10 protein-coding genes are annotated in these 25,282 nt (G+C 48.7%); 5 read left to right on the top strand and 5 right to left on the bottom strand.

Features of this window, described 5'->3' with window-relative positions; translation table 11 throughout:
- The first annotated feature begins 112 nt into the window (after positions 1–112).
- From H6F52_RS08470 to gatB, 5 genes are all read left to right on the top strand, one after another.
- Positions 113–6,175 (top strand): CHAT domain-containing protein, encoded by a 6,063-nt coding sequence (locus H6F52_RS08470; protein WP_190533672.1) that lies wholly within the window; start codon positions 113–115, stop codon positions 6,173–6,175.
- 102 nt (positions 6,176–6,277) lie between these two features.
- Positions 6,278–8,941, top strand: coding sequence for a zinc metalloprotease HtpX (locus tag H6F52_RS08465; protein WP_190533669.1), 2,664 nt, complete (start codon positions 6,278–6,280; stop codon positions 8,939–8,941).
- 463 nt (positions 8,942–9,404) lie between these two features.
- Positions 9,405–9,587 (top strand): hypothetical protein, encoded by a 183-nt coding sequence (locus H6F52_RS08460; protein WP_190533666.1) that lies wholly within the window; start codon positions 9,405–9,407, stop codon positions 9,585–9,587.
- A gap of 58 nt (positions 9,588–9,645) precedes the next feature.
- On the top strand, positions 9,646–10,053 hold the full coding sequence (locus H6F52_RS08455; protein ID WP_190533663.1) for a hypothetical protein: 408 nt from the start codon (positions 9,646–9,648) through the stop codon (positions 10,051–10,053).
- A gap of 72 nt (positions 10,054–10,125) precedes the next feature.
- Positions 10,126–11,610 (top strand): Asp-tRNA(Asn)/Glu-tRNA(Gln) amidotransferase subunit GatB, encoded by a 1,485-nt coding sequence (gene gatB / locus H6F52_RS08450; protein ID WP_190533660.1) that lies wholly within the window; start codon positions 10,126–10,128, stop codon positions 11,608–11,610.
- A 568-nt stretch (positions 11,611–12,178) separates the two neighbouring features.
- Here the strand turns inward: gatB and H6F52_RS08445 are convergent.
- From H6F52_RS08445 to H6F52_RS08425, 5 genes are all read right to left on the bottom strand, one after another.
- Positions 12,179–14,227, bottom strand: coding sequence for a response regulator (locus tag H6F52_RS08445; RefSeq protein WP_190533788.1), 2,049 nt, complete (start codon positions 14,225–14,227; stop codon positions 12,179–12,181).
- 182 nt (positions 14,228–14,409) lie between these two features.
- Positions 14,410–15,024, bottom strand: a complete 615-nt coding sequence (locus H6F52_RS08440; RefSeq protein ID WP_190411999.1) for a chemotaxis protein CheB — start codon at positions 15,022–15,024, stop codon at positions 14,410–14,412.
- A 164-nt stretch (positions 15,025–15,188) separates the two neighbouring features.
- Positions 15,189–16,025: a protein-glutamate O-methyltransferase CheR gene (locus tag H6F52_RS08435; protein ID WP_190411949.1), complete on the bottom strand. Its 837-nt coding sequence runs from the start codon at positions 16,023–16,025 to the stop codon at positions 15,189–15,191.
- Positions 16,026–16,116: 91 nt separating this feature from the next.
- The gene (locus tag H6F52_RS08430; protein ID WP_190533657.1) at positions 16,117–22,896 is read right to left on the bottom strand and encodes a HAMP domain-containing protein; all 6,780 of its coding nucleotides are present in this window, start codon (positions 22,894–22,896) and stop codon (positions 16,117–16,119) included.
- Between the two features lie 472 nt (positions 22,897–23,368).
- Positions 23,369–24,199, bottom strand: coding sequence for an Npun_R2479 family HD domain-containing metalloprotein (locus tag H6F52_RS08425; protein ID WP_190533654.1), 831 nt, complete (start codon positions 24,197–24,199; stop codon positions 23,369–23,371).
- Positions 24,200–25,282 lie beyond the last annotated feature (1,083 nt).

Below are 25,282 nucleotides of genomic sequence, written 5' to 3'. Positions count from 1 at the left end.
TGAGAAACCCAGTTTCTGGCAAAAAACTAGAGAGCAAATTACATAAGTGCCAAATTGTGAGAGATAAGTATTCCAGTAAATAATCGCGATCGCGCTGCCCTAATTGAGATTTATGCGTCTCCCAAGAATTGGTCTATTTTTTCTTCCCTGGTTCGCCTTCGGTATCTCAACCCCCTTGCCTGTCTATTTTCCAGCAATATTGGCTACACAAAGGGCGATCGCGCAAACCCCCCATAACCAGAAATTAGACCAAAATCCCGCCGCCAAACCTGCTGTATCGGACAGCTTTATTGATTACTTCGCACAAGAAGCTGAACTCAAAGGGCATCAGGGGAGTGTCAACAGCGCCAGTTTTAGCCCGGATGGGAAGTTGATTGTCACCGCTGGAACTGACGGGACTGCGTGGGTGTGGGATACCTCTGGCAATTCTGTAGAGACGCGATTAATCGCGTCTCTACAAGGGCATTCAGCGAGTGTCAGGAGTGCCAGTTTTAGTCCGGATGGCGATCGCATTGTCACCGCATCGTTTGACGGGACTGCCCGTGTGTGGGATTTGTCGGGCAAACAGCTAGTAGAACTGGCTGGACATCAAAGTAATGTTTATAGTGCCAGTTTTAGTCCAGATGGAGGGCGTATCGTCACCGCAGGTGCTGATAAAAGCGCTCGTGTGTGGGATGCTTCGGGCAAGCTGTTGGTGGAAATCAAAGGACATTCAGGCAGTGTTTACAGTGCGAGTTTTAGCCCAGATGGCAAGCGGATAGTCACGGCATCTGCTGACAAAACTGCCCGTGTCTGGGATTTGTCCGGCAAGCTGTTGGCGGAACCTTCTGGGCATACTGACACCGTCTGGAGTGCCAGCTTTAGCCCGGATGGGCAGCGAATTGTTACCGCATCGGATGATAAAACTGCCCGTGTGTGGGATTTGTCTGGTAAGCAGTTAGCGGAACTCCATGGGCATCTAGACAGTGTCTCAGGTGCTAGTTTTAGCGCTGATGGACAGCGAATCATCACCGCATCCATTGACAAAACTGCCTTGCTGTGGAAACCTTCGGGGAAGCTGGTAGGCAAACTTCAAGGGCATGAGGGAGGTGTTACCAGTGCCAGATTCAGCCTAGATGGAAGATGGATTGTCACCGCATCTAGCGACGGTACTGCCCGTGTATGGGATATACAAAGCAAGTTGTTTACTGAACTGCGAGGGAGTTCCAACAGTTTAACCAGCGCGAGTTTTAGTCCAAATGGCAAACTGATTGTTAGCACTGCATTGTTGGAAAATACTGCTCGTGTATGGGATATTGATTCTGGGAAATTGTTCCGGGAACTGAAAGGACATCAATCCGGTATCGATAGTGCCAGTTTCAGTCCAGATGGCAAGCTAATTGTTACCGCATCTAATGATGGTATCGCACGGGTCTGGGATTTGTCGGGCAAACTGCTAGCGGAATTTAAGGGACATTCGGCTCTTGAGCACAAGGCCAGTTTTAGCCCGGATAGTAAGCTGATTGTCACCGCATCTAAAAACACTGCGAGTGTATGGAATTTGTCTGGCAAGCTACTGGTGGAACTCAATCATCAGCCATTTGTCAAAACTGCGAGTTTTAGCCCGGATGGCAAGCTGATTGTCACCGGAGCCAGTGACGGCACAGCCCGAGTATGGGATTTGTCAGGCAATTTGCTCGTGAAACTTGAGATAGACGAAAATGCATTTCCCGACAGCAACTTTAGGAATATACACAGTGTAAGTTTTAGTCCAGATGGCAAGTTAATTGTTACCGGAGCTGACGATAACATGGCGCGGGTTTGGGATTTGTCAGGCAAGGAGCTAATGCAACTCAATCATCAGTTTCCTGTCTACAGTGCCAGTTTTAGTCCCGACGGCAAGCGGATTGTGACTGGTACTTCCTTAGATGGTGCTGCCCATGTCTGGGATTTGTCAGGTAAGCTACTAGTTGAACTCAAAGGGCATCAGGGCTGGGTCAACACGGCAAGTTTTAGCTCAGACGGACAGCGGATTATCACGGCATCAACCGGTGGTACAGTCCGGATGTGGTACTTATCCGATACAGAACTCAATCAACCTGAGTTATCTCCCACTTCTTTTTTGGATCAAGAAGAAGTCTCCGATGAGCAAGTGTTTCCCACAGGGGATATCATCAGCAGTGCAATTTTTAGCCCAGATGGGAATCTGATTCTCACCTCATCCGTTACAGCCTTCAGTCTGTGGGACTCTTCCGGTAAGCTTTTGGTAGAACTATCAACGGATACGTACAGCAGAGCCGATTTTAGCCCGGATAGCAAGCTGATTATCACGACATCTTCTAACAACACAGCCCAGCTATGGGATACTTCCGGCAATCAGTTGGCTACCCTGCAAGGGCATCAAGACAGGATTATAGGTACTAGTTTTAGTCCTGATGCAAAGGTCGTTGTGACTGCTTCTCGTGATGGTACAGCCCGTGTGTGGGATACTTCCGGCAATCCGCTTGCTATTCTGCAAGGACACCAAGACCTAGTTTACAGCGCTAATTTTAGCCCGGATGGTAAGCTAATTGTCACCACATCTGAGGATGGTACAGCCCGTGTGTGGGATACCTCTGGCAATCCACTTGCAATTCTACAAGGACACCAGAAGGGTGTTTATCGTGCGCGTTTTACTCCTGACGGAAAACGTATTACCACCGCATCCTCTGATGGTACTGCCAAGCTATGGGATACCTCTGGCAACTTACTCGGTGAACTCACAGGGCATCAAGCTGATATTGCTGGGAGTGAGAGTTCCAGGACAAATGACAATTTATTAGTCACTGTACGGAATGACCACGCTGTTGAATTGCAAGATAACTCTGGTCAGTCGCAAATTATTTCACAAGGCGAGAGTTCAGTCAGAATCAGAAGTGCTAGCTTGAGTTCAGACGGCAAACGCATTATCACTGTAAATGAATTTGGCATAGCCCAGGTGTGGGATTTGTCAGGTCAATTACTCGCAGAATTTAGAAAGAATCAAGGGAGTGTCATCAGTGCAACTTTTAGTCCAGACGGACAGCGTATAGTTACGGCGTCTGAGGATGGTACCGCCCGTGTTTGGGAGAGTTCAGGCAATCTCATCGCCGAACTTAAAGGGCATCAGGGTAAGCTCAATAGCGTAAGTTTTAGTCCGAATGGGCAGCGTATAGTTACCGCAGCTGATGATGACACAGCCCGAGTATGGGATACTTCAGGAAATCTCATCGCTAAACTTCAAGGTCATCAGAGTCCGGTCTACAATGCTAGTTTTAGCCCAGACGGACAACGTATAATCACCGGATCTCATGATGGTACTGCCCGTGTATGGGATACTTCTGGCAATCTGATCGTTGAACTCAAAAGAGATCGGAGTTCAGTCAAAAATGCTATTTTTAGTCCCGATGGACAGCTTATAATCACCGTACCATTTGCTGACAACACCGTCCGTGTGTGGGATATTTCAGGCAATCTCATCGCCGAACTTCAAGGTCATCAGAGTTCGGTCAATAGCGCCAGTTTTAGCCCAGACGGACAGCATATAGTCACCGCATCTTATGATGGTACCGCCCGTATGTGGGATGCTTCTGGCAATCTTATAGCTGAACTAAAAGGTCATCAGAGTTCGGTCAATAGCGCCAATTTTAGCCCAGACGGACAGCGTATAGTTACTGCGTCTTCTGATGACACAGCCCGAGTATGGGATACTTCCGGCAATCTCATAGCTGAACTGAAAGGTCATCAGGGTACGGTTAATAGCGCCAGTTTTAGTCCGGATGGGCAGCGTATAGTCACCGCATCTGATGATGACACAGCCCGTGTGTGGGAGAGTTCAGGTAATCTCATAGCCGAACTCAAAGGACATCAGGGCAATATCAATAGTGCAAGTTTTCGTCTGGATGGACAACAAATTGTCACTGCATCATGGGATGGCACTGCCCATGTGTGGGATACCTCTGGCAAGCTGTTAGCCACTCTGAGTTTAGCTGCCCCCTCTTCTTCCCCGAAAGCGGAAGCAGACAGACTGCAAGATTTAGAATTTTATGCCCCCAATTGTGCGGCGGCATTCAAGCCTTGGCAACAAGCACTCAAGATTTACCGAGAAATTGGCGACGATGAAAATCAAGCTTATATCCTAGAAAAACTGGGTAATGTTTACTATTGCCTGAGCGACTACACTAAAGCAATTGAATCCTACTCCCAGGCATCGGAAATCGCTAAAGAATTTAATTACTTCAAAATCCAGGTGAAGAATCTCTCAAATCTGGGCAGCGTTTATAATTCCTTGGCTGACTATAACAAAGCAATTCAGTATTACAACGATGCCTTAAAAATCTTTGAGCAGAACCAAGACCAACAAAGCAAAGCAGAAGTTATCAGAGGTCGAGGCAATGCTTACAACTCCCAAGGTAAGTCTGACGAGGCAATTAAAGATTATTTGCAAGCATTAGCTATCGACGAAGCAGAGAAAAACAGTTCTGGCGTGGCAGAAGATAAAGTCTATTTAGCAAGAATTTATCAGTCCTTGGGTGACTATAATAAAGCTCTTCAATATTATAAAGAAGCAGAAGAATTTAACCCAATTGAAGCCCTGGCAGGTTTGGGAAATACTTACTTAACCCTTGGTGATGCGGTAAAGGCGAGCGCTCTACACTCCTCAAGTTTAGAAAAAGCACGGCAACAGGAAGACAAGGAAGGCGAAGCCAATGCTTTGAATAATCTTGCTAATGCTCTGCGTCAAGCTGGCAAGGTCACAGAAGCAGAACAAAACCTACGTAAGTCAGTTGAGATTTGGGAAAATCTCCGAATTAAATTAGATGATGCTAATAAAGTGTCAATCTTTGAAAGGCAAGCTCGGACTTACCGCCTACTGCAAGAAGTTTTAATTGCTCAGAATAAAACTAATGAAGCCTTGGAAATTGCCGAACGAGGAAGGGCGCGGGCTTTTGTAGAATTACTGGCTTCTCGATTAAAACCTAACCCAAAAGAACAATTCAGCATTACTCCACCCAATATCGACCTGATTAAACAAGTTGCCAAAGAACAAAATGCAACTCTTGTTGAATATTCGATTATTTACGATAATTTTAAAGTTCAAGGGAAAGAAAAAACCCTAGAATCAGAACTCTATATTTGGGTCATCAAACCGACAGGTGAAGTGACGTTTCGGACATCTGACCTCAAACCCCTGTGGCAGAAACAGAATCTTTCTCTACAAGACCTTGTTGCTAACACCCGTGAATCTATAGGGGTAAGGGGGCGCGGTGGCGGTATTGTAGCGGAACTGATAGAGGAAGAAAGCCCGACCAAACGATTACAGCAACTCCATCAACTGCTGATTGAACCCATTGCGGAAGAGCTACCTGTTGATCCAAATGCTCGCGTGATTTTTATCCCACAAGATGCGCTGTTCCTCGCGCCATTTCCAGCTCTCCAAGATGCTTCTGGTAAATACCTGATAGAAAAACATACCATTCTGACGGCTCCCTCAATTCAAATGCTGGATTTAACCCATCAGCGCACAAAACGGGTTTTGGGGGATACACGGACTTTTTCTAGCAAGAATGCGTTGATAGTCGGCAATCCCACGATGCCTAAGGTGGTGCTGAAACCTGGAGAACCCGCCGAGCAGTTATCGAACTTGTCGGGGGCGGAACAGGAAGCTAAAGAGATTGCTAAACTGCTCAAGACTCAGGCGATTACAGGGAAGCAAGCGACTAAAGCAGCGATCGCGCAAGCATTGCCTTCTGCCCGAATTATCCATCTGGCAACACATGGGATATTTGATGATATCCAGGGATTGAACAGTGCGATCGCTTTGGCTCCATCCGGTTCAGATGAGGGTTTGCTCACGGCTGCTGAAATCTTAAACCTGAAGCTTAATGCAGAATTAGTCGTTTTGAGTGCTTGCGACACCGGACGAGGAAAAATTACCGGGGATGGCGTGATTGGCTTATCACGTTCATTTATTAGTGCGGGTATTCCGAGTGTCATTGTCTCTTTGTGGTCGGTTCCCGATGCACCAACAGCGTCTTTAATGACCGAGTTTTACAAAAACCTCCAGCTCAACCCCGATCGCTCCCAAGCATTGCGGCAAGCGATGCTAACAACCATGAAACAACACCCCGATCCTAGAGACTGGGCGGCTTTTACTTTAATTGGTGAATCCAACTGAAACGGGTAGACATCTGCGGTTGAAAATTGAAAATTGGCTGAATGATAGGCGATCGCTGAAGTGAGGGTATCTTGGAAGGAAGCCGAGTGCTGTTGAATTTTTATGGCTTCTGTTCCTAATCCCTCTCTGGAAGCTGGTCTAGCAGCCCTGAAACAGGGAAATTATCCAGATGCGATCGCCCACCTAGAAGGCGTTTGCGAGTTTGAGTTGAGTCAAAAGACAGTCCTTCGCGCTCAGATGGGGCTGGTGGTTGCCTATGAACGCACTGGCGAAATCGACAAAGCGCGATCGCTTTGTCAAACCCTCAGTCAAAGCAAATATCCCAAGGTGAAGGACTGGGGAGAGCGGAATTTGGCTAATTTGGTCAATCGTTATCCTCAACTTCAAAAAACGCCTTCCCCTCCACCAACGTCGGAGGCGACCGGGTTTGTCCCCTTACAAACACCTGCCACTTCACCCGCACAAGGGGCTGCGCCTGCGTCAGATGTCACCGGATTTATTCCCTTAGACCAACCGCCTCAAAAGCCTCAGCCATCCGTGTCGCCTGCTCTAGACGCGACCGGGTTTGTCCCCTTGCAAACGCCTGCCACTTCACCGGCACAGGGGGCAAAAGCCGCTCAACCTGCCTCTGAAAGCGTCAGGGCGAACAGTACTAAGCCAGTACAAAAGGTAACACCCTCCAACTCACCCTTAGTACAGGGCAAAGGGAAAGAAGCGGAAAGCAACCTAGAGGCAGAAGTAGCCGCCCCGACAGAAGCACCGATTGCGCCAGATACAGCAGCAGACACAGGGGTCATTTCTGAGACGCCATCTGAAACGCCATCTGAGACGCCAACAGATGAGAAAATTCTAGAATCGACCAGTATTATTGGCTGGCGTCAAGCAGGACGCGCCAAAGGATGGCGAGCAATGCCAGCAGTGAAACCAGAACGTCTGTGGTTGCTTCAAGCAGGGACTGCGATCGCGCTTTTCTGGGTAATTCGCGTTCTCGTGCAGTTCTTGATGACGACGACGAACAACTTCCTCATCAACCTGCCGTTTTTGCAGCCTATCCCAGCTTTTTACGAAGACCCAACTTGGCCTATCGTGACCGTGTTGGTGCTGCTAGCGTGTCTGTCTCCCTGGCTACTAGACTTCTTCCTCAAGCAATTTGAGAAGATGCAACCGCTGTCGCTGTCAGCGCTGTCTAAATCCAGCCCAGAAGCCGCCAAGATGCTACCCCGCTATTGCGGACAGCGCCGTTTGCCCGTGCCGACTTTGCGGATCTTACCCATCAGCGCCCCAGTCGCACTCACTTATGGAAATCTGCCTCGCACTGCCCGAATTGTGGTCAGTCAAGGACTCTTAGATCAACTGGCAGACGATGAAATTGCCACAATTTATGCTAGCGAGTTGGGACACATTGTCCAAAACAAGCTAGTCGGTTTGGTGATGGCAACCATAATGTTCCTGATTGGAGGCTTTTTCAGCCTGTTGAGGAACTCAGACTGGGCTTGGACTTGTTGGTGGATTGCCCTGGCTTGTTTACCGTTGGGATTGAATTTGGCAGTGATGTCCCTCATCATGCTAATCGCCCAGATTCCTTACACCTTGTACCGACAAGTCGCGCAGTGGGGAGACCGCTTACAAAGCCCCCTGCTAAAGATTCCAGCGGTGGTTGTTTCGGCTTTGAGTTACGGCTTATTTTGGCTAGTTTGCTTTATCGGTTTGTGGCTGTCGCGGCTGCGAATTATCTATAGCGATCGCATAGCGGCAGATATCACTGGCAACCCAAATGCCTTCTCCCGCGCTTTATTGAAAGTTACCCGTGGCATTGCTGCTGATATCCAAAAACACCAGTCTACCCGCTGGCTTTTGGAAGGCTTTGATTTACTGACGCCAGTGGGATATCGGCAAGCCATCAGCTTGGGCAGCTTTCCCGCCCAGACGCCTTGGGAATCCCTGTTGCAATGGGGCTACCTCAACCCCCATCGGCAGTGGATGGTCATCAACAATAGTCATCCTTTAATGGGCGATCGCCTGTACTTGTTATGCCTCTATGCCCGCCACTGGAAGCTAGAGACAGAACTTGACTTCACTCAAATGTCCGAACAGCGGATTCGAGCATCTTCGCTTAAAACTAAAAAGTCAAAACTTTGGTTACAAGGTGCCCCCTTCTTTGGCATTTTGTCTGGTTTAGCCTTGGGGTGCTTGTTCTGGCTGTTGGGGTGGATTGGCAGCTGGCTGGGAATCCGGCAACTTGCATGGATACTCGACGATTACTGGACGATCCTTGTCGGTTGCCTGCCGATAGGTTTTAGCATTGGCACCTTTTTGCGGATCAATTCCTTCTTTCCAGATATCAAAGCTTCCACTCTGCAAACGAACCCCAACCTATCCGATTTATCGACTCGGATCGATGCTTTACCTGTGGATAGTCAGCCGGTGCGTCTGCAAGGAAAACTCTTGGGGCGTCAAGGGATTAGCAACTGGCTGGGACAGGATTTAATCCTACAAACCGACACCGGCTTGGTTAAGTTACATTATTGCTCTCAGCTGGGTTCTATTGGTAATCTTTTACCCTTGTCCACTCGTCCCAGCGACTTCGTAAATCGGCAAGTCACTGCAACTGGATGGTTTCGGCGAGGCGCGACTCCCTGGATTGACTTAGAAACCCTACGAACCCAAGGCGGCATTACCAGTCTCAGTCGGCACCCTATCTGGTCAACGATTATTGCCTGTTTAGCTGCGGCTTGGGGAACTTACATTATTTTGTTCGGCATTTAATGCACAAGTTGGCACACGCACAAATGACTGTTTGTAAATAAATATTGCAGTTTTTGAAAAAAATGTGTTACATTCCTTAACAAGGGACGACTTAGTGTATCGAGACGCAGGTTGGCTATCTACGGGATAATTGCATAGCTTTTTCGTCTTGGCATCAGGTTTTCCTCCTCCCAACACAGCAAGCTTGACCAGTCGCCGCGAGTGGCTGGTTTTTTTTAGCATATTCACAAGCCAAAAGGCGTATGCAAAAAGAGAGAATTTCAGCGATCGCGCTTCTTCAACCTGAATCGTCAAAAAATTTAGATCCGTCGTGAATTCATCTATTTCTGTTCCTTTGTTTCCTCGGCGTCGCTTGCGAAGCAACGACTAATTTTATATCCCTAAAAATAAAATCGACACTCATTAGATTAGTAATACTTTCAAAATTTATATTGCTAAAAAATTTCGCTTTTATAGACTCATTTTGGAAGTCAACTCGGCTTCTGACTATCTAACGGAAGCTGAATTATTTGAGAGTAATCCCGCTAGCGCCGAATTGGGGCGGTTCGCAGTTTTTAATCTCTCGCTGCAAGATTTAAACCGGACTAGAACCGCGCGATCGCAAGCGTGCATCCTCTACTTTATCCAGATGAAAATGAGCGGATAGACATCTTTAGTTCTGATGCTAAGATGTTGGGCATTCCCTAATTTAGGAGAATTGGTTGATGAAATCATCAAAGGTTATTCTAGGAATTTTATTAAGCCTAACCTTATTAGGAGTCGGGGCGAGACTAGGACTCCAAAAAACGCCAGATGATGTCAGTCAAGGTGAGAAGTATCGCGATCGCTATGTTGCCTTTGTTTTTCCTAAGCTAGTTCGGGAAGTTCAAATAAGGCTGAACCTGGGGAAGAATCCAGGGGAAATCAAGCACGATTTAAAAGAATTTGCTCCGAAATATGAACAACTGATTGCAGACGCCGGTCGAAAAGCAGACGAAAACCTGGCGAACGAACCAAGAGACGCAGCCTTTGCCGAGCGATTCTGGGCTGAGAAGAAACGTATTTTAAAAGCAGAGTACGGAATCGATTGGAAATCACCAGCAGACATGAATCCAGAAGTCGTTTTTGATTAATTAAGGGCTGCGAGGTTAAGACAAAGCTAAAATAGAGCCGAAGTGTTGCAATTATCTGCACTCTGTAAGCTCATGACGACTGCTGCTCCGGTTAAAACTCAGTACGAAGCTATTATCGGTCTGGAAACTCACTGTCAACTCAGTACCGAAACCAAGATTTTCTGTAATTGCTCCACCGAATTTGGTGCGACGCCCAATCAGAATGTCTGTCCAGTGTGTATGGGAATGCCTGGAGTATTGCCGGTGCTGAATCAAAAGGTGCTGGAGTACGCGGTTAAAGCTGGTTTGGCTCTCAACTGCGCGATCGCTCCTTATAGCAAATTTGACCGTAAGCAATATTTTTATCCCGATCTGCCCAAAAATTATCAAGTTTCTCAGTACGATTTGCCCATTGCCGAACATGGTTGGCTGGAGATTGAGTTAACTGACGCAGATGGCAACCCCATCCGCAAAAAGATTGGCATCACTCGTCTGCACATGGAAGAAGATGCTGGAAAATTGGTTCATGCGGGTAGTGAAAGACTCTCTGGTTCTACCTATTCTTTAGTAGACTACAACCGCACCGGCATTCCCTTAGTAGAAATTGTCTCCGAACCGGATATCCGTTCGGGGGTTGAAGCTGCTGAATATGCCCAAGAACTGCGCCGGATTGTCCGCTATCTGGGCGTCAGTGATGGCAATATGCAAGAAGGTTCGCTGCGCTGCGACGTGAATATCTCCGTGCGTCCGGTTGGTCAGAAGGAGTTTGGCACGAAGGTCGAAATCAAAAATATGAACTCCTTCAACGCCATCCAACGGGCGATTGAGTACGAAATCGACCGGCAAATTGAAGCCATCCAATCCGGCGAGCGAATTATTCAAGAAACCAGGCTTTGGGAGGAAGGTAGCCAACGCACAGTGAGTATGCGGAAGAAGGAAGGCTCTAGCGATTACCGCTACTTCCCAGAACCCGACCTAACTCCCATACAAGTCTCCGCTGAGCAATTATCTAAGTGGAAGTCGGAACTGCCGGAACTGCCAGCGCAAAAACGTCATCGTTACGAAAGTGAATTGGGTTTGTCTGCTTACGATGCCCGCGTCCTAACCGACGATAGATCGGTGTCGGAGTATTTTGAAGCGGCGGTTTCTGCCAAGGCGAATCCCAAGCAAGCGGCTAACTGGGTGATGGGTGATATTTCTGCCTATCTCAACACCGCTAAACTGAATATCGCTGAAATTGCCCTCAAACCCCAGATCCTCGCGGAACTCATCTCCTTAATTGAAGACGGAACTATCAGCGGCAAAATCGCTAAAGAGATTCTGCCAGAGTTGCTGTCTAAAGGGGGTTCTGCGAAAGAACTGGTAGAGAGCAAAGGAGTCAAGCAAATCTCTGACAAGGGTGAGCTGGAAAAAATCATCAATGAAGTTATAGCGGCAAATCCCAAAGAGCTGGAACAGTATCGCAGCGGTAAAACTAAGCTGTTGGGTTTCTTTGTGGGGCAGGTGATGAAGCAAACAGGAGGTCAAGCTGACCCGAAACTCACGAACCAAATGATGGCTAAGAAGTTGAACAGTTAGTTAGACAAGCCAAAATATACCGCCTTGCGGAGTCGTCAAAACCTACTCCGCAAGGCTGAAGCCCAGGCAACGGGTGCTGGTAGAAAATGTAGCGGATGTGCAGGCGATCGCTCGCAGAAATACGTATCTGCTACATTTGCCCCACAACCCTTTGCCTGATTTATGTTGACAATTATCTTCGTCTTCACTTCACATAAAAGCGAGGAAACTTCACGAAAAAAACAAAATAAGGGGTGACACCCCTCATCCCCAAGTGATATATTTTGTTTAGTAGATGCACCCTGATGATCGGGAGAGTCGCCCAAGTGGCTCTCCTTTTTTTTATGCCTTTTTTTGTATGGGAATGGGTCACAGCTTCATCGGATCGACCTACAAGCAGACACGCGAAGCGTCGCTCAAGGCGCTGTACCGGACGTTCGACTTCTTCGACAAGACGATCGGCGCGAACAGATAGTCCTGCTCCCATCGCGGGATATCTATCGCCTAACCAACGCTTACAGCCGTGCGGCTAGCAAGCAATCTCGTTATAGAAATCGCCTGATTGAAAGAACGATTGGTTTAGAGATTGCTACACGTCTGCGAGCTTTGTACTCAGCCCCGCCAAGTTTGCCACAGAAGCAATTAATTTGATTGCCTCAACGGGTTTAGGCAGGTGTACCTGGAAACCTGCTTCGAGTGCCTGCGATCGCTCCTCACCCCTGGCATAAGCAGTCAGCGCGATCGCGGGAATGCTCGTTTCTCCTCGCTGAGATTCCAAAGCTCTAACTTTGCGGATCAAGCCATAACCGTCCTCATTAGGCATTCCAATGTCGCTCACCAGTACATCGGGTTTTAAGTGTTCTAGAGCTTGCATCGCTTCCTGAACCGATGCCACAGCCGTCACTTGAGCGTGGTATTGTTCTAGCGCCGCCCTCAAAAAATCGCGGGTATCCGTATCGTCATCCACCACCAACACCTGCAACGTTTCCAGAGAGGGAGGAGACGCGATCGCGACTTTTTTACCTGAAGAGATAGACTCCAAATCGCAAGTCTTGAGCTGATCGGATACTACTGGCAGCTTCACGATAAATGTTGACCCTTTCCCTTCTCCCTCACTTCTTGCCTCAATCGTGCCGCCTTGCAGTTCCACTAAGTTGTGGACAATTGCCAAACCGAGTCCCAATCCACCATAGCGCCTGGTGGTGGTGCTATCTGCTTGACGGAAGCGATCGAAAATATAGGGGAGAAAATCTGGGCTGATGCCCACGCCGGTGTCGCTGATGCTAATTTGAGCGCGATCGCCATCCTTGAAAAGGCGCACCTGCACCTTTCCCCCTGAAGACGTGAACTTGATCGAATTGGAGAGTAGATTCCAAACAACTTGCTGCAAGCGGTTAGGATCGCCAGGAACCAGTTCCACGGCGCGATCGAGTACGCTTTCCAATTGAATCCCTTTATCCTCAGCCGCCGGACGAACCGCATCCAGCGCCGCCTCAATCACGGGTACAAGATTAACTTGACAGATATTTAACCGCAGCTTCCCGCGAATAATCCGCGAGACATCGAGAATATCCTCAATCAGTTGCGCCTGTAACTTGGCGTTGCGCTCAATCGTTTCCAGGGCACGGGCTGTCGTCTTTTCATCATACTTGCGACTGCGGAGCAGTTGAGTCCAACCCAGCATCGAGTTGAGGGGAGTGCGGAGTTCGTGAGACAGGGTGGCGAGGAACTCATCTTTAATCCGGTTTGCCGCCTCGGCTTCCTGTCGTGCCACCTGTTCGCGGATCATCTGAGCGCGGGCTTCCTCTGCGGCTTTGCGCTCGGTGATGTCTTCTAGGGTGCCGACATGACCGATAAGTTCGCCGGTATCGGTCAGCATCGGGGAGGAGCGCAGGTAAACCCAACGCACAATGTCCTCCGGAGTTTGGCAGCGAAACTCGTTGGAGCATTCCTGACCGATGCTCATGCAAGTAGACCAATGTCTATAGACGCGATCGCGGTCTTCTGGATGTACCGACTGCAACCAGCCTTCTTCGTAGAGCGAGGCTAAAGTTCCCGTTTCTACATTAGGCGTTAAGCCACAAATCGCTTGGCAGCGCGGATTTGCGTAGGTACAGCGCCCTTCAATATCGGTCATAAAAATGCCTAGGGGCGAGCAGGCACTTAACGAGCGAAAACGCTCTTCACTTTGCTTAAGTTCTAAGTTAACAGCAGTCAGTTGTGCCGCTTGTCGTTTCACCTCTGCGGTTTTCTTGAATAAGTCAACAAACACCCCCACCTTGGAGGTTAATATTTCCGGCTCCAGCGGTTTCAGCAGGTAATCTACTGCACCCAGAGAATAACCTTTGAAAACCAGAGAATCGCTGCTGCTAAATGCGGTTAGGAAAATAATCGGCGTGTGGCGCGATCGCTGTCGTTGTCGAATCAGCTTTGCCGTCTCAAATCCATCTAGACCGGGCATCTGGACATCAAGCAAAATCACGGCAAAATCCCGCTCAAGCAGACATCGCAAGGCTTGTTCGCCCGATGTAGCTCTGACCAAATTTTGACCGAGGCTGCCCAGGATCGCCTCCAAAGCCAGTAAATTTTCTGGGTGATCGTCCACAAGGAGGACGTTAACTATTTCTTCGGGCTGCATTTTCTGGAAGGTCGGGACTTGTTTGAGCGGCTTTGTCGAGCCTGTCACTGTTTCGCTATTGATACCACTATCCAAAGTTACAAATTTTAGAAACCAGAATCCAGGGTTTTTAGATGAAGATTTGATGTGTCTAGATTCGGCTGTTGAGCTACTAGGGCTTTGGCGTCACATATCTGATTTTTTCACCTCACAGCCGATTGACAAAGGTTGACTAAAAGAGGGGCAATGTCTTGGAGCTGCACAATCCAGTCTACCGTTACAGATGCGATCGCGGCTTCTGGCATAATCCGGCTTTCTGCTGTTGCAGGCTCTTGTACTATAGCCCGTCCGCCGCGTGCTTTAATTTTTGCCAAGCCTTTCGCTCCATCCTGACTTGCTCCGGTTAAAATCACCCCGATAACTCTCTGTGCATAAGCATCAGCTGCCGATTCAAACAGCACATCAATCGACGGTCGGGCATTGCATACAGGAGCCTCAGTGGAGAGTGCTAATGTGGCGATGCCTCCGTACCGACCTTGGCGGTGTCCCCATGCCTGTCGGGGTTCCACCAGTAAGTGATAATCAGCGGGAGCTAGGTATACCCGTCGAGGCAGAATTTCTTCTTTATCTTCCGCTTCCGCCACCGGCAAAGTGCTGTACTGCTGGAGAAAGAAGCTCAGCGTGTTATCAGAGGCTTTGTGACGGTGTTGGACGACAACCACAGCCGCTGGGAAAGTATTTGGTAGACCTGCGAGCATTACGGTTAAAGCTTGTAACCCACCTAATGATGTGCCGACAACAACAATATCAAAAGTCATACTCACCATGAATCAGTAGATGGGCAAAACTCAATAAAACGGGTGGGTAGTGAAGGATTTCCAATTACCTACTACTCTTGACCTAAAAAATGTTCACCTCCTTTTTATTCCATTGATTTGGGAAATCTTGCATTTATGTGTAATTTGTAATTAGAAAGTTTTAATTAAGCCAATTTTCGGTAAATCTTTTCATGATTTTCTAACTCCTCATAGTGTTTTTCGTATAGAGTGGTTTTCAGGGATTCCTGACGACCTAATCCTAAAATCCCAAATCTACAAAGGCTATCGTACAAAAGATTGTGAACCCGTTCCTGAAGAAATGGATTGAAATAGATTAGGACGTTGCGACATAAGATGACATTAAATTCATTAAAAGAACCATCAATCGCTAGATTATGTTGAGAAAAAATAATGTTTTCTTTGAGTGAGGCCCGAAAAATAGCGCTATCATAAGCAGCGGTATAATACTCCGAAAAAGACTTAATCCCGCCTGCTTTGAGATAATGCTGAGTATATTCCTGCATTAAATGGAGGGGGAAAATGCCACTTTTAGCTTTTCTTAATACCATCTCATTCATGTCGGTTGCATAGATGCGGCAACGGTGATAAAGCTCTTCTTCTTGCAACAAAATTGCGATTGAATAAACTTCCTCTCCAGTTGAACAACCTGCACACCAGATCCGAATAAATGGATATGTTCGCAATAAGGGAACAACTTTATTTCTAAATGTTAAATAAAAGGTCGGATCGCGGAACATGGCGGTCACGTTGACGGAGAGACCGAGCAGAAATCGCTCCATCGCGTTTGCATCGTGGAGGACTCTTTCCTGAAGCGCGGATACACTGCTTAAATGCTCCGCACGAATCGCATTCCAGATGCGGCGCTTGAGTGAAGCGGGAGCATAATTTCGGAAATCAAATCCGTAGTAACGATACACGCCCTCCAATAGCAACTGAATTTCAATATCTTCAAGTTCGCTGCTATTTTTGGGCGTGTTCATACAGTAAAAAGTAAAAAGTAGAAAGGTAAAAGAAATAGAGACAAAGAAACAGCAAGAACTTTTGCCGCTTCTTTGCCTTTTTTCTTTTGCCTTATCGATAGAGCCAGACGCGAAGCAGGGAGAGCAATTGCTCGGTATCCACAGGTTTGGTGATGTAGTCGGACGCACCCGCTTCAATACACTTTTCGCGATCGCCTTTCATGGCTTTGGCGGTGAGAGCGATCATCGGTAGTGTTGCGAATGAATCGAGTTGGCGAATGGCTTGCATGGTTTCGTAACCGTCCATTTCCGGCATCATCACGTCCATCAGGACAATATCAATGTCGGGGCGTTCTTGCAACTTCGCAATGCCATCTCTGCCATTTTCGGCATACAACACTTCCATTTGATGGAGTTCCAGCATACTGGTGAGGGCAAAGATATTCCGCACATCGTCATCAACAATCAAAACTTTCTTGCCAGTCAGAACCGGATCGGTTTGATGCAATTGTTCCAGAATTTGTTGTTTCGGGCGGGGTAAATTTGCCTGCACTCGGTGAAGGAACAAGGCGGTTTCATCCAGAAGACGTTCTGGCGATCGCACGTCTTTGATGATAATCGTCTCGGCAATGCGCTTGAGTTCGGTTTCTTGTTGTTTGGTTAATTCCCTGCCGGTATAAACAATGATCGGGAGTGTCGTCAGGCTAGGCTCCTGTTTTATTTGATCCATCAACTCAAATCCAGTCATATCCGGCAGTCCCAAATCTAGTACCAGGCAATCATAGTGCCCGGTTCTCAGCTCTTCGAGTGCCTCTGTTCCAGTGCCTACCGCCGTCGTCTGCACGTCGCTATTACCGATTAGCTCGACAATGCTGTGGCGTTGAGTTTCATCATCTTCTACGACCAGCAAGTTCTTCACGGGGCGCTCGACAAATCCCTTAATGTCAGATAGCGCCTGCGCTAACGCTTCGCTGCTGACAGGTTTTTGTAGATAAGCGATCGCTCCTTGTTGCAAGCTGCGCTGCTGGACTTCTTCGACGGAGATGATATGCACGGGGATGTGACGAGTGCCTGGGTCGTGCTTCAAACGGTCTAACACCGTCCAGCCATCCATCACCGGCAACCGGATATCTAGAGTAATCGCATCCGGCTGATATTCTCGCACCATTGCCAGAGCTGTATCGCTTCGCAACGCCACCAGCCCTTTGAAGCCCTGTTGTCGTGCCATATCTAACAAGATCCGGGCGAAATTGATATCGTCCTCCACAATTAGCAACACGCGATCGCCCGCTTGGATATCGTCCCGGTCATCGCTAATGTCAGCCATGTGTGCAGAACGCGGGTAGGGACTCGCGGCGACACTTGCCTCTCCGAGACTGGAGGAACGAACGCCGTCGTTTCGATTCGCCGGTGGAGTTGCTGGTGGAGTTGCTGGTGGAGTTGCTGGTGGAGTTGCCGATGGAATCGCCGGTCGAACATCAAGGGTCTGAGGGATACTGGGTGCGAGGGTACTGGGGGCGACGGGACTCCTCGCTCCTGGAAGGATACTTCGCACTTCCGGACTCATTCCTGCTGCCCCATCTTGATAAGCTTGCGGCAAATAGAGGGTAAACGTGCTTCCCTGTCCCGGACTGCTCACCAGACGAATTTCTCCGCCCAGCAGTCGGGCAATTTCTCGACTGATTGACAAGCCCAAACCCGTCCCGCCGTATTTGCGGCTGGTTGTTCCATCCGCCTGCTGAAAAGCCTCAAAAATAATTCTCTGCTTATCTGGTGCAATCCCAATCCCTGTGTCGCTGACGGCAAAAGCAATGACGGTCTGGGCGCGATTTAAACTCCCCTGTTCGGAACTCCAGCCGCCTGTCGCTAGCTCGACTCGTAATCGGACTGCACCCTGATCCGTAAATTTAAAGGCATTCGAGAGCAGATTCTTCAGGACTTGTTGTAACCGTTTCGAGTCGGTATACATTCCCTTGGGCAGTCTTTCGTCGGATTCCACAGTAAAGGCGAGTCCTTTGTCGTGCGCCACTTGCTGGAACGTTCGCTCCATCTGGCTCCGCAAATCGGTAAATAACATCTGATCGATGTCAACCGACATCGTTCCCGATTCAATTTTTGCCAGATCCAAGATGTCGTTAATCAGTCCCAACAGATCGGTGCCTGCGGAATGAATGGTGCGGGTATATTCGACTTGCTTCGGCGTCAGGTTACCCTCTGGATTATCAGAAAGTAGACGAGCCAAAATCAACAAGCTATTTAGTGGAGTCCGCAGTTCGTGGGACATATTCGCCAAGAATTCCGACTTGTACTTAGAGGTGAGCGCCAGTTGCTCGGCTTTTTCCTCCACCGACTGTCTTGCCTGTTCGATTTCTCGATTCTTGCGCTCGACTTCGCGGTTTTGCATGGCGAGTAAGCGCGATCGCTCTTCCAGTTCTTCGTTGGTTTGCTGCAACTGTTCCTGTTGATTCTTGAGCAGTTCCTCGGATGCCTGGAGTGATTTGGCTTGTTGTTCCAGTCGCTTGTTGGTTTCTGTGAGTTCTTTCTGCTGGGTTTGGAGTTCTTCTGCTAGTGCGGTGGACTGCTTGAGCAACTCTTCGGTACGCATCGAAGCCGCGATCGTGTTCAGAACGATGGCAATGCTTTCGGTGAGTTGATCGAAGAAGGTGAGGTGAATCTCGCTAAATCGTCGGAAAGAAGCGAGTTCAATCACTGCCGTTACTTGCCCTTCAAAAAGGACGGGCAACACGACGACATTCAGCGGCGTAGATTCCCCTAAGCCAGAGCTGATCTTGATATAGTTGTCCGGCACCTCGCTGAGCAGAATCCGCTCTTTTTCCAGGGCGCATTGTCCCACCAAGCCTTCTCCTAAATGGAAGTGATTGGCGAGATGCTTGCGCTCGCGGTAGGCATAGGTACTCAGGAGTTTCAGGAATGCCTGATGTTGCTCGCCACTTTCCATCAGGTAAAACACACCGTGTTGCGCGGATACCAGAGGAGCGAGTTCCGAGAGAATGAGCTTGGAGACGGTTTCCAAATCTCGCTGTCCCTGAAGCATCCGGGTAAATTTGGCGAGGTTGGTTTTCAACCAGTCTTGCTCGGTATTTTTCTGCGTTGTTTCCCGCAGGTTGGCAATCATCTGGTTGATGTTGTCTTTGAGGATGGCGACTTCACCTTGTGCGGCGACGGAAATCGACCGGGTGAGGTCGCCTCTGGTTACAGCGATCGCGACTTCTGCGATCGCTCGTACCTGCGTAGTTAAATTCGCTGCCAGTTCGTTCACGTTGTCGGTTAGCGCTCTCCAGGTTCCGGCAGCACCAGGCACCTTCGCCTGTCCTCCCAGCTTCCCTTCAATTCCGACCTCTCGCGCCACTGTCGTGACTTGATCGGCAAACGTTGCCAGCGTGTCGATCATCTCGTTGATCGTATCGGCTAAGGTTTCAATTTCTCCCTTCGCCTCCAGCATCAGTTTTCGCTTCAAGTCACCATTGGCAACTGCCGTCACCACTTTGGCGATGCCTCGCACTTGCGCGGTTAAGTTCCCCGCCATTGAGTTCACGTTGTCGGTCAAATCTTTCCAGGTTCCGGCAACGCCGCGCACCTCCGCTTGACCGCCCAATTTCCCTTCGGTTCCTACCTCTCGCGCCACCCGCGTGACTTCTGAGGCGAAGGAGGAAAGCTGATCCACCATCACGTTGATCGTGTCTTTGAGATCCAAAATCTCGCCTTTGACATCAACCGTGATTTTCTTAGAAAGGTCGCCATTTGCTACCGCCTTCGTCACTTCGGCGATGTTCCGCACCTGTGCGGTTAGATTCCCCGCCATCAAGTTGACGTTATCGGTCAAATCTTTCCAGGTTCCAGCAACCCCCCGGACATACGCTTGTACGCCCAGTTTCCCTTCCGTTCCCACCTCTCTCGCTACCCGCGTTACCTCCGAGGCAAACGAGTTGAGCTGATCCACCATCGTGTTGATCGTGTTTTTCAGCTCTAAAATCTCGCCTTTAACATCGACGGTAATTTTCTTGGATAAGTCGCCATTCGCCACCGCCGTCGTCACTTCGGCGATGTTCCGCACCTGCGCGGTCAAGCTTCCCGCCATGAAGTTCACCGAATCGGTGAGATCCTTCCAGGTTCCGGCAACGCCGCGCACCTCCGCCTGTACGCCGAGTTTTCCTTCCGTGCCTACCTCGCGCGCCACCCGCGTCACCTCCGAGGCAAACGAGTTGAGCTGATCCACCATCGTGTTAACGGTGTTTTTCAGCTCTAAAATTTCCCCTTTGACATCGACGGTAATTTTCTTGGATAAGTCGCCATTCGCCACCGCCGTCGTCACGGCGGCAATGTTTCGCACCTGTGCAGTCAAAGAACCCGCCATGAAGTTCACCGAATCGGTGAGATCCTTCCAGGTTCCGGCAACCCCTCGTACATCTGCTTGCACGCCGAGTTTTCCTTCCGAACCCACCTCTCGCGCTACCCGCGTTACCTCTGAGGCAAAGGACGAAAGCTGATCCACCATGATATTGATCGTGTTTTTCAGCTCTAAAATTTCGCCTTTAACTTGGACGGTAATTTTCTTGGATAAGTCGCCATTTGCGATCGCAGTTGCCACTTCCGCAATGTTTCGCACTTGTTCGGTGAGGTTCCCCGCCATCGAGTTCACCGAGTCGGTGAGATCCTTCCACGTACCCGCAACGCCGCGCACTTCTGCTTGCACGCCGAGTTTCCCTTCCGAACCCACCTCTCGCGCCACCCGCGTCACCTCTGAGGCGAAGGACGAAAGCTGATCCACCATCGTGTTGATCGTCTTTTTCAGCTCTAAAATTTCGCCTTTGACATCAACCGTGATTTTCTTAGAAAGGTCGCCGTTCGCTACCGCCGTCGTCACTTCCGCGATGTTCCGCACCTGTGCGGTTAGATTCCCCGCCATCGAGTTCACCGAATCGGTGAGATCCTTCCAGGTTCCGGCAACGCCTCGCACTTCTGCTTGCACGCCCAGTTTCCCTTCCGTTCCCACCTCTCGCGCCACCCGCGTCACTTCTGAGGCAAAAGAATTGAGCTGATCCACCATCGTATTGACGGTGTTTTTTAGCTCTAAAATCTCGCCCTTAACATCGACGGTAATTTTCTTAGAAAGGTCGCCATTGGCAACCGCCGTCGTCACTTCCGCGATGTTCCGCACCTGTGCGGTCAAAGAACCCGCCATGAAGTTCACCGAATCGGTGAGATCCTTCCAAGTTCCGGCAACGCCCCGCACCTCCGCCTGACCACCCAGCTTCCCATCTGCGCCTACCTCTCGCGCCACCCGCGTTACTTCCGAAGCGAAGGAAGAAAGCTGATCCACCATGATATTGACGGTGTTTTTTAGCTCGAAAATTTCCCCTTTGACATCGACAGTAATTTTCTTCGACAAGTCGCCATTTGCTACCGCCGTCGTCACTTCCGCGATGTTCCGCACCTGCGCGGTTAGATTCCCCGCCATCAAGTTCACCGAATCGGTGAGATCCTTCCAGGTTCCGGCAACTCCACCAACTTCTGCTTGTACGCCCAGTTTCCCTTCCGTACCCACCTCTCGCGCCACCCGCGTCACTTCCGAGGCGAAGGAGTTCAACTGATCCACCATCGTGTTGACGGTGTTTTTTAGTTCTAAAATTTCCCCGCGCACATCGACGGTAATTTTCTTCGACAAGTCGCCATTTGCCACCGCCGTCGTCACTTCTGCGATGTTCCTCACCTGGGAGGTTAAACTTCCCGCCATGAAGTTCACCGAATCAGTGAGATCCTTCCAAGTTCCGGCAACTCCCTTCACTTCTGCCTGACCGCCCAACTTCCCATCTGCACCCACCTCACGCGCCACCCGTGTGACTTCCGAGGCAAACGAGTTCAGCTGATCCACCATCACGTTGATGGTGTCCTTCAAATCTAAAATTTCGCCTTTGACATCAACCGTGATTTTCTTGGAAAGGTCGCCATTTGCTACTGCCGTCGTTACTTCTGCAATGTTCCGCACCTGCGCTGTCAAGTTCCCCGCCATCAAGTTCACCGAATCGGTGAGATCCTTCCAGGTTCCGGCAACGCCGCGAACTTCTGCTTGACCGCCCAGTTTACCTTCTGTACCCACTTCGCGGGCAACCCGCGTGACTTCTGAGGCAAAGGAGTTCAGCTGATCCACCATGACGTTGACGGTGTTTTTCAGTTCTAAAATCTCGCCTTTGACATCGACGGTGATTTTCTTAGAAAGGTCGCCATTTGCTACCGCAGTCGTCACTTCGGCGATGTTCCGCACCTGCGCGGTCAAATTTCCTGCCATCAAGTTGACGTTATCGGTCAAATCTTTCCAGGTGCCTGCGACGCCCTTCACTTCTGCTTGCACGCCCAGCTTGCCTTCCGTGCCCACTTCACGGGCTACCCGTGTGACTTCTGAGGCAAAGGAGGAAAGCTGATCCACCATCGTGTTGACGACCTGTGCGGTTTGGAGGAATTCCCCTTGCAAGGCTCTCCCTTCAATCTCCGGTGCGATTCTCTGAGATAGGTCGCCATTGGCAACTGCCCGGATCACGCGAGCAGTTTCAGCGGTCGGTTGAACTAAATCTGTAATTAGGGTATTGACAGAATCTACACTTGCTGACCAGGAACCCCCTGCCGTTCCAATCGAAGCACGCTGGGCGATTTTTCCTTCTTTCCCAACAACCGTGCTGATCCGTTCTAGCTCAGTCGCCATCCTCTGATTCATCTCAATGATGTCGTTGAGCGTATCGGCAATTTTCCCCGCCATGCCAGTCTGGTCAATCGGCATCCGGACAGAAAAGTCACCTTTTTTAACAGCTACGAGCGTTCTCAGGAGCTGTTTGGCATCGAGATTATCGGTATCGGGGGTTGCCGGTGCAGTGGGCATAGCTTTATCCTTCGAGGATGGTTACTTTTTGTCGCAGCCTGAGTAACGGGTTCAAAATTCTGTCATATCAATGATGATTCTGACGCACTGCGACCCTTTTTGAATACTTTTGGGCGACTCAAACGTGTTAACTTCTCGTTACAAGACGCAGGCTGAGCATTGCTACTTATCATTCAACAGCCGCGTTGTCGCTAACCAGTGGTGCGTAGATGCTTGTGTTCGGAGACTTGTTTGAGTTTATGAGTACAAGGTCGCTGTGTCAGTCATTAATATATCAAGAATCAGTTGAGTTGAGGGGTAGGCGCTAAGGGCAAGGGAGAGAGGATGCGATCGCATCCTCTCTCCCAGCAGAGTATCCCAAAAACAAAGCAAATTGTGTAGTAGTACCCACAAGAGGTGCTACTACACAATTTTAATGGTCATTCAATTGTCAGCAACGCTAAACTTTGAGCATGAATTTTGAGCATAAAATCTATTCGTGTTCTACCACAAATATATTTGCATAGAGGTTTGCTAATATTTGCTTTCCCTCTTGCGTCATCTCTAAGTAGCGTAATCCATCCTGGATGTAAGGATATACGACATTCCAGTAAAACTTCGGGTAGTTTCTCCGCAAATCTCCAGGATTTTTGTAACCCAAGGTTTTATTCACCCCAGTTTCTTCAAATTCGTAGAACAATCCACTAATTTTTTGCAAGTAGCGCGGATCGCTAAGTTGACCAATTAAATCGGCGGCACGAATTAAGCCTGGAAAGTTATTAGTATCTTGATGATCTGCATCTGCTGGCACAGGAAAACGAGTTAACTCGATATTGTTCTTGATTGTTTCTGTATCTATCAGTTTGTGACCGCCAAAACGCTCCTCAATAAACAGTTTTCCGCGATCTACATGATAAGGTGTAAGGCTAGCATCGGTTAATCCGGTTGGCAGCGAAATGAGCAAGTTGTCGATACCTGTGGCATACACCCTTTCACTAGGTCGATCTTGCAGGCAAACTCCTTTCACGTAGCCAATATCATGGCACAACAAAGAAATGATACAGTGCAACCAATCTTCGCAATACACTCCCCCAAAGCGGATATGTTTGCCTCGCAGAATTGCTTGTCCCACTAAGGTGACAAAGATGGTGTGTTCGACGTTGTGATAAAGGGCGTCGCTGTTAGCAATATTTTCTAGAGCCATGTTTCCAGCCCAGACGATGATATCAGGGTAGTCTGGTTTAAGACCGCCGTAAGTGCGGCAATAGGCAGCTCGCAGGCGTTCAACGAAGGTATCGATCATCACCATTGTGGGATTAAACATCTCTAGTCCCCTGATAAAATTGAGAGCGCATTTAGAAAATTCAATTAAAGAAAATCAATTGTTATAAATTGATTAAAATTTTGAAGCGTCTACTGATTGGCCTAAAACTACTCTTCTAGGGCGTTTAATTTTATTCATTTTCTAAATTAAAACACGCTTACTTGCTACTTCTATCAGTAGTTTCACTTACCTTTATGCAGACCGCAACCAGGAAAGCTCAGAAGTTCTGAGTGTTTTTCAGGCTACAGCAAAACTGAAGACACGAGAGCATTCAGTTTGGCTAACCCCTGTTACACATCAGACCTAATTAATTCAGGAAACCCCAGGAAAGTTCAGGAAATCTCTAGTCTTTCCTCTGTTATCTGCTATAGGAGATTGTTTTTGCTTGCACTTTCCCAAGGTTTCTCAAGATGGTGTAATACCATTTCAGTAATTGCCTGCAACAGAGCCGACGAATTGCTGCGATGGGAGCGCCGCTACTCTAGTAACAAGGAGGAGAAAGAGAAAATCGCCAGTATAGTGCCAGTAAAGCTAATAAAATCTCTGAGAAGTGTCAAAAGTTGCCCTTTTTTCTAGCGTTAGCGTTCGTGTAGCGGCACGGATGTGGGAAAGGGATGCGCGATCGCACATCCCTTTCGCGCATCCGCGCTGCTTCGCGGGGATGCAAGGGATATCTCTACCGTTTAAGCGTCTCAATTAGGACTTTTCAGGCATTCTCTAATAGGTGTAACAAGATTAATAGCAGGAGAGGGTTACGCTTTAGACTCAGCCATCAGGATTCCCTTAGAGCTTAGAAAGAAGGAGTCCCTGGCTCAGGGGAGTTTTGTCCGCTTTATTGCCATCGACGGGCTGTGGCAGCTACATTTTTATAATAGGAAGTAATCCTAGGCTTACTGTTTGGTTGCACTTATAAAAAGTTATCAAATATACGCAAGGTGCAATTTTAAATAAGCCTTTGATTCTATCAGTTCCTATTTTCAGATAAAGCTGCTCAGTATTTTTATTGACAAGAGCTGAGAACGCTATGTAAATTTAATCGCTCAGTCTTCTAAAATGAACCTTCCTATGTGAATCAGGTTGCAA

It is taken from the genome of Coleofasciculus sp. FACHB-542, from assembly GCF_014695825.1.
GTDB lineage: Bacteria > Cyanobacteriota > Cyanobacteriia > Cyanobacteriales > FACHB-T130 > FACHB-T130.
This window is presented reverse-complemented; position numbering and strand designations above follow the sequence as displayed.

Excerpts from the sequence above, each read along its gene's own strand:
- H6F52_RS08470 (WP_190533672.1), top strand. The coding sequence starts at position 113 with ATGCGTCTCCCAAGAATTGGTCTATTTTTTCTTCCCTGGTTCGCCTTC.
- H6F52_RS08465 (WP_190533669.1), top strand. The coding sequence starts at position 6,278 with ATGGCTTCTGTTCCTAATCCCTCTCTGGAAGCTGGTCTAGCAGCCCTG.
- H6F52_RS08455 (WP_190533663.1), top strand. The coding sequence starts at position 9,646 with ATGAAATCATCAAAGGTTATTCTAGGAATTTTATTAAGCCTAACCTTA.
- gatB (WP_190533660.1), top strand. The coding sequence starts at position 10,126 with ATGACGACTGCTGCTCCGGTTAAAACTCAGTACGAAGCTATTATCGGT.
- H6F52_RS08445 (WP_190533788.1), bottom strand. The coding sequence starts at position 14,227 with ATGCAGCCCGAAGAAATAGTTAACGTCCTCCTTGTGGACGATCACCCA.
- H6F52_RS08440 (WP_190411999.1), bottom strand. The coding sequence starts at position 15,024 with ATGACTTTTGATATTGTTGTTGTCGGCACATCATTAGGTGGGTTACAA.
- H6F52_RS08435 (WP_190411949.1), bottom strand. The coding sequence starts at position 16,025 with ATGAACACGCCCAAAAATAGCAGCGAACTTGAAGATATTGAAATTCAG.
- H6F52_RS08430 (WP_190533657.1), bottom strand. The coding sequence starts at position 22,896 with ATGCCCACTGCACCGGCAACCCCCGATACCGATAATCTCGATGCCAAA.
- H6F52_RS08425 (WP_190533654.1), bottom strand. The coding sequence starts at position 24,199 with ATGTTTAATCCCACAATGGTGATGATCGATACCTTCGTTGAACGCCTG.